The sequence below is a fragment of the Bengtsoniella intestinalis genome (assembly GCF_039719005.1).
Taxonomy (GTDB): domain Bacteria; phylum Bacillota; class Clostridia; order Oscillospirales; family Oscillospiraceae; genus Oscillibacter; species Oscillibacter intestinalis.
In genome coordinates this window covers 3,255,377-3,268,527 of record NZ_CP133584.1, presented here as the reverse complement: position 1 = coordinate 3,268,527, position 13,151 = coordinate 3,255,377, and the positions used below count along the sequence as shown (strand labels likewise).

At 51.0% G+C, this 13,151-nt stretch carries 12 protein-coding genes; 5 read left to right on the top strand and 7 right to left on the bottom strand.

The annotated features are described in order from the left end of the window. Window positions 1-9 precede the first annotated feature (9 nt). On the bottom strand, window positions 10-651 hold the full coding sequence (locus RFF05_RS15590; RefSeq protein WP_409967947.1) for a TnsA endonuclease N-terminal domain-containing protein: 642 nt from the start codon (window positions 649-651) through the stop codon (window positions 10-12). A gap of 164 nt (window positions 652-815) precedes the next feature. Between RFF05_RS15590 and RFF05_RS15585 the strand changes: the two genes are divergently transcribed. Then, window positions 816-1,142 (top strand): transposase, encoded by a 327-nt coding sequence (locus RFF05_RS15585; protein WP_409967432.1) that lies wholly within the window; start codon window positions 816-818, stop codon window positions 1,140-1,142. Continuing rightward, entirely contained in the window at window positions 1,093-1,992 is a 900-nt protein-coding gene (locus RFF05_RS15580) for an IS3 family transposase (RefSeq protein ID WP_409967433.1), read from the top strand. The genes RFF05_RS15585 and RFF05_RS15580 overlap by 50 nt, the downstream gene beginning before the upstream one ends. Before the next feature lie 163 nt (window positions 1,993-2,155). Here RFF05_RS15580 and RFF05_RS15575 read toward each other — a convergent pair whose 3' ends face one another. Continuing rightward, the gene (locus RFF05_RS15575) at window positions 2,156-2,356 is read right to left on the bottom strand and encodes a hypothetical protein (RefSeq protein WP_409967946.1); all 201 of its coding nucleotides are present in this window, start codon (window positions 2,354-2,356) and stop codon (window positions 2,156-2,158) included. A gap of 98 nt (window positions 2,357-2,454) precedes the next feature. Further along, entirely contained in the window at window positions 2,455-3,834 is a 1,380-nt protein-coding gene (gene rlmD / locus RFF05_RS15570; protein WP_409967945.1) for a 23S rRNA (uracil(1939)-C(5))-methyltransferase RlmD, read from the bottom strand. Between the two features lie 262 nt (window positions 3,835-4,096). Between rlmD and secA the strand changes: the two genes are divergently transcribed. The 3 genes from secA to RFF05_RS15555 all read left to right on the top strand — a co-directional run bounded on the left by secA (window position 4,097) and on the right by RFF05_RS15555 (window position 9,417). After that, window positions 4,097-6,829: a preprotein translocase subunit SecA gene (gene secA, locus RFF05_RS15565; protein WP_409967944.1), complete on the top strand. Its 2,733-nt coding sequence runs from the start codon at window positions 4,097-4,099 to the stop codon at window positions 6,827-6,829. 249 nt (window positions 6,830-7,078) lie between these two features. After that, window positions 7,079-7,858: a peptidoglycan editing factor PgeF gene (pgeF, locus tag RFF05_RS15560; protein ID WP_409967943.1), complete on the top strand. Its 780-nt coding sequence runs from the start codon at window positions 7,079-7,081 to the stop codon at window positions 7,856-7,858. Window positions 7,859-7,884: 26 nt separating this feature from the next. Next, entirely contained in the window at window positions 7,885-9,417 is a 1,533-nt protein-coding gene (locus RFF05_RS15555) for an ABC transporter substrate-binding protein (RefSeq protein ID WP_409967942.1), read from the top strand. A gap of 60 nt (window positions 9,418-9,477) precedes the next feature. Here RFF05_RS15555 and nagA read toward each other — a convergent pair whose 3' ends face one another. Genes nagA through RFF05_RS15535 form a run of 4 tightly spaced genes read right to left on the bottom strand, consistent with a single transcriptional unit; the run spans window position 9,478 to window position 13,149 of the window. Further along, window positions 9,478-10,593 (bottom strand): N-acetylglucosamine-6-phosphate deacetylase, encoded by a 1,116-nt coding sequence (nagA, locus tag RFF05_RS15550; RefSeq protein ID WP_409967941.1) that lies wholly within the window; start codon window positions 10,591-10,593, stop codon window positions 9,478-9,480. Then, complete coding sequence (gene nagB, locus RFF05_RS15545; RefSeq protein WP_409967940.1) at window positions 10,590-11,336, bottom strand: glucosamine-6-phosphate deaminase; 747 nt, start codon at window positions 11,334-11,336, stop codon at window positions 10,590-10,592. Before nagB ends, nagA begins: the two co-directional genes overlap by 4 nt. A gap of 15 nt (window positions 11,337-11,351) precedes the next feature. After that, a complete protein-coding gene (locus tag RFF05_RS15540; protein ID WP_409967939.1) occupies window positions 11,352-12,263 on the bottom strand; it encodes a dihydrodipicolinate synthase family protein in 912 nt (303 codons plus the stop codon). A gap of 31 nt (window positions 12,264-12,294) precedes the next feature. Next, a complete protein-coding gene (locus RFF05_RS15535; RefSeq protein ID WP_409967938.1) occupies window positions 12,295-13,149 on the bottom strand; it encodes a MurR/RpiR family transcriptional regulator in 855 nt (284 codons plus the stop codon). Between the last annotated feature and the right edge of the window lie 2 nt (window positions 13,150-13,151).

Sequence of the window (13,151 nt, the reverse complement as noted above, 5' to 3'; positions counted from 1 at the left end):
CATAGTTGATTACGCAAAACGTTCATTGAGTTCCTCCATCAGTGTTGGAATACGTGGGAGTCTAGAGAAGTCGATGACTTCTGTGAGAGGTTTCGTTGCCACTAGCTGTTTGTCGATTTGAACGGGGATGCACTTGTGTGCCGCCAGATGAAACAGAAGCTCTAATGCCAGTCCTTGTCTTGCATTGGTGCGCCATTCTAGCTGTGTACAAAAATCTTTGAGGGGATCGTAGCTACAATCGTGGAAGCGGGATACCATGTCCTCTAAAAGAGCGGCCACCACTTGAGGTGATTCGGTTTGAAAGCGATTTGCATCGTGATAGGAGAGCAATCGTTTGATGTTGGCTACCTTCACTTTGTTGATGCTTTTCTCGGTGACTGATTTGAAACTCACATCTCGATTCTCCCAAAATGTTGCCTCAATTTCACGTTTTTCTGTTTCTCTTGGTTTTTTCCAATCCTTTTCATACTTTATATGTCTGGCTTCCAAATGGGTGCCAGAAGCATCCTGTACGGTAATGAGAAAATCGGTGGTCATCACTTCGTTGATAGCATTTCCAGGTACTCTAGGATGACGGTAGCCCAGCGCTTGGGTAATATCCTCCGTGTCAGACACAGGGAACAGGGGATACTGCTCACGGATGTCAATCACTTGGTCCGCCCAAGCCAAAATATAGTAATAGGAGGCTTCTAAATCAGAGAAAAAATGATGGATGCGCCCAGTATATAATGGACCCTAGAAACCAAACCAGCACTCGAAAAATTATCGTGAACGTGATACAATATCAAAAACGATAAACGAGAGGAGAACATATCATGCCACGAAGCAGTTACAGCGCCGAATATAAGGCCAAGATCGTCCTAGAAGTCCTCCAGGGTGAGAAGGAATTAAACGTTATCGCTGCCGAGCAGGGGGTTAATCCCAACATGATTCGCAACTGGAAGAAGGAATTTATATCCAATGCCAGTCAGGTTTTCGATGAGAAAAAGCAGGTCAAAGAAGCACATCGGAAGGAGGTTGCCCTGAAAAAAGAGAAGGAGCAGATGCTCCGCACCATCGGCCAATTGACACTGGAGCGAGACTTTATTCAGGGTGCCTTTCGGGACTGCGGCATCCCCGTCCCCAAGTTCCCTCAGGACTGACGCAGACCTGTCCATCCGCCGTCAATGTGAGCTGCTGGGTCTGCCCCGAGGGCAGGTCTACTACCAGCCTGTGGAGGTCGACCAGGAGGCCAAGCGCTGGCGGGAGCACATCATGGCACGCATCGACTACTGGCACACCCAAATGCCCTACATCGGCTCTCGAAAGCTGGTGACCAAGCTGGCCACCGACCAGATTTTTGTGGGTCGCAAGCTGGTTAGGCGACTGATGTGCGAGATGGGAATTCATGCTCTCTATCCCAAGGCAAATCTCTCAAAACGCAACTTTAAAGAGTCTATCGTACCATATTTGCTGAGAAATAAGGTTGTCTCGTTCCCGAATCAAGTGTGGTCAATCGACATCACTTACATCAAAATGCACCACGGGCACATGTATTTGACGGCGATTATCGACTGGTATAGCCGTCTGATTGTGGGCTGGAGTCTGTCCGATACGCTGGACACAGATAACGTCATCGCCGCTGTCCAGCGCGCAATTTCTAGCCACGGCACCCCCGCTTTTCTCAATTCTGACCAAGGATGTCAGTTCACAAGCTCCCAATATAAGGGGTTTTTGAAGGCAAATCACATTGTCCAAAGCATGGATGGTAAGTCCCGTTGGGCGGATAATATCATGATTGAGCGGTGGTTCCGTAGCCTGAAAACCGAGGAAATTTACCTCAACGAGTATCAAAATCCTAGGGTATTGCGCCGTGGAATTGGAAATTATATCAAGCAGTACAACACCTTCAGACCCCATCAAGCACTGGGAAATCAGACTCCAGAGGCCGTGTATGGGGCAGCCTTCACAACGCCAACCAACCACCTTGACAGTCTGGCACAGGCTGGTTGAGGACTGGTGGCGACGGGAGGTCGTGGGTTGTAGGCGGAGGCCGTTCCCCTCGCCTTTCCCATTGTACCAGCCTGACCCAGTCGGTCAAGGCAACCCTTCGGGCGGCTACCCTGGAGGTAACCACAACCAGGCTTGGCTCAGGAAGCAAAATAGGTTGTTGTGTTCACGATAAATTTTGAGGAAGTGGTCTTGACAGGGGGACCATTATAGTATGGATGTCAGCAATTCGATGACCACGGCCTTCAGAGGAGAAATTACCCACCTGAATCCACGGCTGATAGACTGCGCCCTCGCCTTGACCACGTCCAGCTTGAATCATATCAGCAATCTTTTTCTCTGTTAACTTCAGTGCTTTTCTAGCCAAATCAGATGTCCTCCGCTTTACAAAAAAATTCTGCGTTATCATTGTAATAACGCAGAATTGATTTTGAGTCAATATTTATTAATCGGAGTCATCTTTTATTAATTGGAGTCATTATTTATTATCATTTCACATTTTTGTTGGGAAAGCAAAATTACCGTCTCTACGTGATGTGTTCTTGGGAACATATCCACGGCGGTGACTTGGGTGGCGGTGTAGCCTTGCTCGGCAAAGCGTTTTACGTCACGGCCTAGGGTAGCTGGGTCACAGGACACGTAGACCACTTTCTCAGGTGCCATTTGAACGATGGCATCAATCACCTCAGGGGCTAAGCCTTTGCGGGGTGGGTCAACGGTAATCACATCGGGCTTTAAGCCGTCAGCTTGGAACTTTTGGGCAATTTCACTGGCATCACCACACACAAATTCCACGTTTTCAACCCCATTGCGCACCGCATTTTCCTGGGCATCGGCAATGGCGGCTTCCACGATTTCTGCACCAATGACGTGCTTGGCATGCTTGGCTAAGCACAATGTAATCGTCCCAGTGCCACAGTACAAATCCAGCACCGTTTCCGTGCCAGTCAAGCCTGCTAATTCGATAGCCTTGCCATAAAGCACCTCCGCTTGGTCACGGTTCACCTGATAAAAAGAAGGCACAGACAGCTTAAACTCAAGCCCACACAGGCTGTCCATCAGAAAATCTTGACCCCACAGCGTCCGATAGCGACGCCCCAAGACAACATTGGTATCTTCTTTGTTGGTGTTGAGCACAATACCAACCACAGAGGGTGCCGCCGCTTGAATCAAGGCAATCAACTCTGGCTCTTTTAAAAGCTTGCGCCCGTTGGCCACCACGCAACAAAGGCATTCCCCCTTTTGGTTCACCCGTGTGTATACATGGCGAATCATGCCCTTGCCAGTGCGCTCATTGTAGCCGTCTACCTTATAAGTGCTCATCCATTGCTTCACCGCTTTGGCCACCGCGTCAGACACAGCAGACTGAATGAGACAGCGCTCAATAGGGATGACACGGTGGGTGCGTTGTTGATAAAACCCAATGTCCCCTTGGGGGCTAACAGGGTGTTGGCTTTTGTTGCGATAGTGCCATGGTTCTTTGGCCCCAATCAGTTCGTTGACCTGAATATCCAAGCCACCCAAACGGGTCAAGGCATCTTGCACACGCTGACCCTTGGCGCTACATTCTTCTGCATAGTCCATATGTTGCATGGCGCAGCCACCGCAATAGCCAAAATGGGGACATTGAGGGGTGACGCGGTGAGCCGATGGGCTGTGCACCGTCACCACCTCTGCCGCCGCCATGGTTTTCATCACCTTGGTGATACGCAGGTCAATGTCTTCGCCGTCCAAGGCGCCGCTGACAAACACCACTGCACCGTCAATACGGACAATGCCATGGCCTTCGCTGGAGTAACCGTGCACTGTTCCACGGTAAATGTTGTTTTGGATGAGTTTTTCCACAAGGGTTCCTCGTTTCAGTTTATTTTCATATTCTCTTTGTAGTATAGCACATATCGGCGTGCTTTTCCAAGTATTGCTTCTATTAAATGTGAAATCCCCATAAAATACAAGGGTTCTTTTGTGAATTTTTCCGAAAGACCTGCTTTTTCCTTTGCAATTGGGGTTAAAATATGGTATGATACACTTGTTTAATTATGGACAGTGCTATTTTAACAGAGCCTTGGTTACCAGAAGGTGACTGCTCTGGAAAGGATTATAAATTATGGGCTTAATGAAAGCAATTTTTGGGGACTATAGCTCTCGCGAGCTAAAGACTATCTATCCCATCGTGGATAAGGTAATGGCGTTAGAGGAGCCTTACAAGGCGCTGAGTGACAGCCAGTTGAAAGCCAAAACCCAAGAATTTAAAGACCGTTTGGCCAAAGGCGAAACATTAGATGACATCTTAGTCGAAGCCTTTGCCACCGCCCGTGAAGCCGCTTGGCGTGTGCTGGGGATGCGCCCCTACCGTGTGCAAGTGGTGGCAGGTGTGGTGCTACACCAAGGGCGTATTGCAGAAATGAAAACCGGTGAAGGCAAAACCTTGATGGCTGTGCTCCCTGCCTACCTCAACGCCCTCACAGGCGAAGGGGTACACATCGTCACCGTCAACGGCTATTTGGCCAAGCGTGATAGCGATTGGATGGGCAAAGTCCACCGTTTCTTAGGGCTGAGTGTGGGTCTGGTGGCTCATGGCCTAAAAACCGAAGAGCGCCAAGCCGCTTACAATGCCGACATCACCTACGGCACCAACAACGAGTTGGGCTTTGATTACCTCCGCGACAATATGTGCGTATACGCCAACCAATGTGTCCAACGGAGTCACAGCTTTGTCATCGTGGATGAAGTTGACTCCATTTTGATTGACGAAGCGCGCACCCCTTTGATTATCTCTGGTAAGGGCGACAAGTCCACCCAACTCTATGACATGGCAGAAATGCTGGTGTCTAAAATGAAGCGCAAAACTGTGGTTTCTGTGGACAACAAGGAAGAAGAAGACGAAACCCTAGACGCTGACTATATCGTGGACGAAAAGGGCAAAAACGTCACCCTCACCGCCCGTGGCATCGCCAAGGCCGAAGCCTTCTTCCACTTAGAAAACCTCTCTGACCCTGAAAACACCACCATTTCTCACCACGTGAACCAAGCCATCAAGGCTCACGGCACCATGCGCCGCGACGTGAACTATGTGGTCAAGGACGGGGAAGTGGTCATCGTGGATGAATACACGGGTCGTTTGATGTTTGGCCGTCGTTTCAACGAAGGTTTACACCAAGCCATCGAAGCCAAAGAACACGTGGAAGTGGCAAATGAAAACAAGACTCTTGCCACCATCACCTTCCAAAACTATTTCCGCCTGTACAACAAACTCTCTGGTATGACTGGTACTGCCCTCACCGAGCAAGAGGAATTCGGCACCATCTATGAGCTGGACATCATCGAAATCCCCACCAATCGCCCCAACCAACGTCAAGATTTGGCTGACTCTGTCTACAAAAATCAAATGGGCAAATACCGTGCCATCATCAACCAAATCAAAGAATGCCACGCAAAAGGCCAACCTGTTTTGGTGGGTACTGTGTCCATTGAAAAGAACGAATTCTTGGGCAAATTACTGACCCAACAAGGCATTGCCCACAACTTGTTAAACGCCAAAAACCATGAACGTGAAGCAGAAATCGTGGCACAAGCTGGTCACTACGGTGCCGTCACCATCGCCACCAATATGGCTGGTCGTGGTACGGACATTATGCTGGGCGGTAACGCTGAATATTTGGCCACCAATGATTTGCGCAAAACTGGCATGAGCGATGAGTTGATGGCAGAGGCCACTGGTTACGCTGAAACTGATGACCAAGACATCATCGACGCCCGTACTCTCTACGCCTCCCGTCTGGCCTTCCACAAGGATAAAATTGCCGAAGAAGCCGACAAAGTCCGTGCCGCTGGTGGTTTGTTCATCATCGGCACCGAGCGCCACGACTCCCGCCGTATCGACAACCAATTGCGTGGGCGTGCTGGCCGTCAAGGTGACCCCGGTTCCACCCGTTTCTATCTGGCTTTGGACGATGAACTGATGCGCCTGTTTGGCGGTGATCGCATCAACAATTTGATGGAAAAGTTCGACTTAGATGAAGACACCCCCATTGAAAACAAAATGCTGACCAAGTCCATTGAAAACGCACAAATCACCGTGGAATCTCGTCACTTCCAATCCCGTAAATCGGTCATCGAATACGACGACGTGATTAATAAGCAACGCGAAATCATCTACGGCCAACGCCGTGAAGTCCTTGCTGGCAAAGACTTGAAAGAGTCTGTTGTGGGCATGATTTCCGCCTCTTTGTCTGGCATGGTTGCCACGGCTTACAACGGCGGAGACGGCACCGTGACCCCCGAGTCTTACGCTGAGCTTCTGCGCGGCGTAGAAGGCATCTACTTCCCTGCTGGCCAATTCCCCATGGCAGAAGGCGTGGACGTTGCCGCTTTGACCCAAACTATGGGCGATGCCGCTTTGACCACCTACGATGCCAAAGAAGCAGAGCTGACACCTGCCATGATGCGTGAAGTGGAACGAATGGTTTTGCTCCGCGTGGTAGACGAATATTGGATGGAACACATCGATGCCATGGACGAGCTGAAAAAAGGCATCCGCCTGCGCGCCTATGCCAACACCAATCCTGTGGACGCATATAAAAAAGAGTCCTTGGATATGTTTGAAGAAATGGTATCTGCCATCCAAGAGGAAACGGCACGCCGTCTATTCTTGGTGCGCATCCGTAGCAACGAAGAAGTCAAGCGCGAACAAGTGGCCAAGGAAACGGGCGCCAGCGCTGGCGGTGACGGCACCACGCCCAAAAAGCAACCCATCAAGGTGAAAAAAGTAGGACGCAACGAGCCTTGCCCCTGTGGCAGTGGCAAAAAATATAAGCAATGCTGCGGCCGCGATAACTAAATACAAAACAGCCCGATATGCGCCTACGGGCTCATACCGGGCTGTTTTGTAAGCTAAAAACTAAAAGTGAATAGTGAAAAACTATCCGCCATGGGCAGGGGTGGAACGAGGGCGATTCATCAATCGCCCCTACGACACTTCAGTCTTATTGTAGGGGAGCGCAGTGCGCTCCTGCCGTTCTTTCTCGTCCGCAGACGATAGCTTTTCACTATTCACTCTTAGCTCTTAGTTTGAAAGGAGACACCCATCATGCCCACTCTCCCCACCATTCTCCAATCCCCTAACATCACCGTCCCCCATGGATTTTCTACTCGTCATGGCGGTGTCAGCACAGGCTATGGTGCCACCATGAACCTGCGCTTGCAAGACCACCAAAGCCGAGAAGACATGCTGGAAAACTATGGCCGTTACTGCCACGCAGTGGGTGTGGATGTGACGCGCACGGTGCTCAGCCACCAAGTCCACACCGACAATATCCGTCTAGCGACAGAGGCTGACGCTGGCAAGGGCTTGTTCCGAGACCGCGGCTATGAAGCTGACGGACTGATTACCAACGCCAAAAACCTGCCTTTGGTGGTTTTTGGCGCCGACTGCGGCATCGCCCTGCTCCACGACCCTGTCAATGATGCAATTGGTGCTGTTCACGGCGGTTGGCGCGGATGCGCCATGGGCATTATGGGTAAAATAGTGGAAGAAATGACGGCTCAATTTGACACCGATCCTGCCCAGTTGCAGGTGGCTATGGGTCCTTGCATTCACCAGTGTTGCTTTGAGACCCACACCGATGTGCCTGAGGCTATGATTGCCGCTTTAGGCCATCAGGCCATGGCATACATTGCCCCTAAGGGGGAGAAATTCTCGGTGGATTTACTGGGTTTAAATCGCCAATGGCTCTTAAACGCAGGGGTTTTGCCCATCCATATCCACATCCATGCCCACTGCACCGCCTGTGACCAAGAAAACTTTTGGTCACACCGCAAATTGGGGGATCACCGTGGGGTACAATGCGGCATGATTGCCCTTGATTAAATGAAATTTCAAAGGAGGTGGCTGATTTGAAGCGACCGATGCTCTGGCTTTTGTGCGCCCTCTGCTTGCTGACAGGATGCGCCTCAGATGAGCCATTTTACGATGCCGTGCCAGAAACCGACGATGCCTTTTATCTGGAAGAACCCATAGAAGAAGAAGTGGTCGATTTCGGCCCTTCTCTGCCTTTGAGTTTTGCTTTGCCCTACTCTAAAGACAACACCTTAGACCCCATCACCTGCTCCACTGGGATGCAACAAACCCTAGGGAGTCTTTTGTATGAGGGGCTGTTTGAGCTAAGCGAAACCTTCGTACCCCAGCCTAGCCTCTGCACCACCTACACCTATGACCAAGAAACCTACACCTATACCTTAACCCTCCGCTCAGTGCTGTTTTGGGATGGCACTGCGTTGACCGCGGAAGACGTGGTGGCCACATTGGTGCGTGCCAAAAGCTCTGAGCGGTATACCGCTCGACTCAGCGATGTGGTGGCAGTCAAGGCGCTAGAGGGCGCTGTGACCATCACCTTAAACCGTGATAACGCCCAATTTGTGGCTTTATTGGACATTCCCATCATTAAAAGCGGCACCGAAAACGACCCATTTCCTGTGGGCACAGGCCCTTATGCCCCAGCAGAAGATGGCACGTATTTAGAGGGCAATGTACTCTGGTGGCAGAAAAATCCCCTGCCCATCCAAACCATCGCCTTAACCGATTGTCCCAACCAAGATTTGATGCAATACCGCTTCACCACCCACGACGTGCAGTTGATTGCCACCGATTTAATCTCCACCGACCCGTTCCAAGCCTCAGGGAACATCACCTACAATGAGGTGAACACCTCCATTTTGCATTATATCGGCTTCAACATGGAAGAATTTCAGTTCCAACGCTCTGCCGTGCGGCAAGCCTTTTCTTCGGGCATCGACCGCTCGTCTATGATCAGTGCCTTCCTCTCGGGTCATGGCCTGTCGGCTCAGTTCCCTCTCTCGCCGCTGTCTGCAGACTATCCCCACACCGCCGACACCACCTACAGCAAAAGCGGCTACATCGCCGCCTTAGGTGCCACAGGGATTCATGCCACCGCCCAAACCTACACCTTGATTGTCAATGGGGAAAACAGCTTTAAGGTTGCCGCCGCCAGTTATATTGCCACCAATTTGTCACAGGGCAACATCACCATAAAGGTGCAACCTTTGGCATGGGAAGACTATGTACTGGCGCTGGAAACAGGGGATTATGATTTGTACTACGGTGAAGTTCAGCTCACCGCTGACTGGGATTGGACAGCCCTTTTGTCTACCGATGGGGCCCTGAATTTTGGGGGCTACAGCTCTAGCACCATGGATCAAGCCATTGCTGACTATCTAAGTGCCACCGACCCATCTGCCGCCATGTCGGCTTTGTGCCAAGAGTTCCAAGCCCAAATGCCCATCATCCCCTTGTGCTTCAAGTCCACATCAGTGCTGGCACAAAGCCAAGTACTGGAAAACAACGTCCACACCCAAGCCAACCCCTTTTATCAATTTAGTACTTGGCGCATCAATCTAGATGGCGCATAATATCCCCAACACGCTCAAACGACCTATCATGTTTCCACATGATAGGTCGTTTGTTGTCTTTTATTCCACAATATTACCATGAAACACCACTTGTTTCAAAGTGAAATCTGGGTTTAGAATCACGAAATTGGCTTCTTTCCCCACGTCTAGGCTACCCACACGATCGTAGATGCCCAGCGCCTTGGCTGGGTTCACCGCCGCCGCGTTCACTGCGTCTTGGGGGGCAATGCCCATGGTGATGGCGGTTTGCATACAGTGCATCAAATTGGTGGCAGAGCCAGCGATGGTGCCGTCGAGCAAGGTTGCCAAACGACCTTTCACCACCACATCTTGTCCGCCCAAGGTGTATTGCCCATCGGGCATACCTGTGGCGCGCATAGAGTCAGAAATCAAAATCACACGCTCTGCCCCAAACATACGAAACGTACCGCGCACCACCGATGGATGGATGTGGACACCATCACAAATCAGCTCTACCATCACGTCGGGTGCATCCATAGCCGCGCCCACCACGCCGGGGGCACGGTGGGTATAGGCAGGCATGGCGTTGTACAGATGGGTCACCTGCCGTGCGCCAGCCTCGAACGCAGAGGTAGCGGTTTCATAATCGGCACCGGTGTGAGCAACGGAAATCACCACATCCTTAGATGCTTCACGGATAAATTCCATGGCGCCGTCCAGTTCTGGTGCCATAGCCACCAGCTTGATAAGGCCGTTGGCCGCTTGTTGCAAGCGCTTTAGCATGGCCAAATCTAGCCCGTGGAGCCAGTCCCCATTTTGCGCCCCTTTTTTGGCACGAGATAGGAAGGGTCCTTCCAGTTGTAGCCCCACCAAAGTGGCGCTATCTGGCATATTCACATGGTCTGCCGCCATGGTGCAAATTTTGCTGAGCTGGTCTTCCAGCAAGGTCATACCAGCAGGGCAAATTTGCCCAACACCATTTTGCAGTTGATAGCGTGCCATTTCCACAAGGCCAGCGCTGTCACCGTCAGAGAAATCATGGCCCATACAGCCATGGAAATGGAGGTCAGTCAGGGCAGGGATAACGTAACAGCCCTCTGCGTCAATGACCACATCATCGGTGCTCTCTTGGGCAATGATGCCGCCGTGAGTGGCAAGGGTTTTGGAAACGAAGCCTTGTTCTACATCGAAAACATGACCGTTTACAATGTTCATTCTACCCCACCTTGCTCCATCAAAAGGTGCAACGCATCATGGTCGCCCACAATCACCACGTTGGGGTGAAGTTGGAGTACAGAGGCAGGGATTTCAGGGGTCACAGGGCCAGAGAAGGCTTTTGCCAACACCGCAGCCTTGTCCTTACCGCTGACCATCAGCAGGATTTTCTTGGCGCTCATAATGCTCTTCACGCCCATAGAATAGGCATGGGTAGGCACATCGTCTACAGAGTCGAAAAACCGCTTGTTAGCTTCCACAGTGGTGGGTGCCAGAGGCACCAAATGGGTTTCTAGTTCAAAGGCTTCCCCAGGTTCGTTGAAGGCGATGTGGCCATTGTGGCCTACGCCCAGCAGTTGCAAATCCACACCATTCATGGAGCGGATGACTTGGTTATAGCGCTTGCATTCTGCGTCAGAATCGTCTGCCAAACCGTTGGGTACATGGGTGGCTTCAGGGCGCATATCCACATGATCGAACAGGTGGTGTTGCATGAAATAGCGATAGCTTTGGGGATGATCTGGCGCTAAGCCTTGATATTCGTCCAAATTCACGCTAGAGGCTTCGGCAAAGCTCAAATCCCCTTTGTTGTACCAGTCGATGAGTTGGGCATAAATCCCCACAGGGGTGGAGCCAGTGGCCAAACCCAGCACGCTGTCGGGCTTGATAATCAGTTGGGCGGACAAAATGTTAGCCGCTTGACGGCACATACCTTTATAATCTTTCGCGCAGATGAGTTTCATAGTGTTCTCCTTTATTTAGTTGCAATGTTTGGCGATGGCTTCATCAATCATGGCTTTGCATTTTTTCACAGTGGCCATGTCGCCTTCAGATAGGTTCAGCAAGGGTGCACGGACGCCGCCCAATTCTAGACCGCCTTCACGCAAAATGCCTTTGATGGTGGCGTACATATTGGACTTGGCTTCAAAGAAGGCATAGATAATGCGGCAGATGTCATTTTGAATGGCAAAGGCAGTTGCAATGTTGCCAGCTTGGAGCTGGGCCATGGCTTCGATGAACAATTCAGGCATAGCGGCGTAGGTGCCACCGATGCCACCGATGGCGCCCATGGTCAGCCCAGAAATCAATTGTTCGTCAGGGCCGTTGAAGACGATGGCGCCTTCATCGTGCCACATTTGGATATCTTGGGTGGCACCAGAGGAGTTTTTCACGCCGATGACACGAGGATTTTTCATCATGTCTCGGAGTAAGCCAGTGCTCAATGCCACACCTGCCAACACAGGAATGTTGTAGATGATAAAATCAGTGTTGGGTGCGGCAGAGGAAATGTCGTTCCAATATTTTGCCACAGCGGCGTCAGGCAATTTGAAGTAGATGGGAGGGATGGCGGCAATGGCATCTACCCCAAGGCTTTCAGCATGGGCAGCCAATTCTTGGCTGTCTTGGGTGTTGTTGCAGGCCACATGGGCGATGATGGTCAGCTTGCCCTCTGCGGCTTCCACCACAGCTTCTAGCACAGTTTTACGCTCGGCTACACTTTGGTAGATGCATTCCCCAGAGGATCCACCCACATACACACCCTTCACCCCTTTTTCAAGGAAATAACGGGTCAAAGCCTTGGTGCGTTCCACGGAAACCGTGCCATCATCTTCGTAACAGGCATAGAAAGCAGGGATAATCCCTGCATATTTTTGTTCTTTCTCAGTCATAGTCAATACCCCTTTCAGATATGAAAAAAAATTACAAATGTTTATCTGCCACAGCGTTGGCAATCACATCTCGACGCTCGTCGTATATCTCGCCTCTGCGACGAATGAGCTCTTGGAAGAGCACATCCACTAAAAATAATTGGGCAATCCGCGCCCCGATAGAGCCCACTTGCAATGGCCCTTCCTTGGCACCACAGCGCAGTACCACATCGGCCAGTGCCGCCCCCGGTGATTTGGGGAAGGCGGTGATTAAAACAGACGTTGCCCCACAGCTGTGAATCAGCGTTAAAATATCTTCTAAATCCTTGGTGGCTCCCGAGTAGGAGAAAATCAATCCCACGTCATCTGGTGTCATTTGGGCAGCGGTCATGGCTTGGATATGGGAGTCCCACACAGGCACAAAGCCTTGTTTGGCAGTGGATAAGGCATGGGCGGCCTCTTGCGCCAAAATCATAGAGCCACCTTGCCCCATGCAGTAGACAAATTTGGCTTGGTGCAGCATTTCCACCGCTTGGGCAATGGCCTCTGGGGCAATGACTTCCAGCGTTTGACGCATGGCCTCTACATTGGCAGTGTACAGCTTTTGACACAGTTCCTCCACCGAGTCTTGGGGTGTGATATCACCAGTGGTGGCGGTTTGTTCTGTGGTTTTCCCCGTGGAATTGGCAATGGCCAACTTAAAGGCATTGTAGCCCTTATATCCCAAGCGGCGGCAAAAACGAGAGATGGTAGCGTCTGCCACACCGCACTCTTCCGCCAATTCAGAAATGGACATATACTGGGTTCTGGTACGCTGGTAGCGGATGTAATCCCCTACCTTCCGCTCGGCGGCCGTGAGTTGATAATACTCTTGGTCAATTTTCTCAAATACATTGGTGTGGGACATCA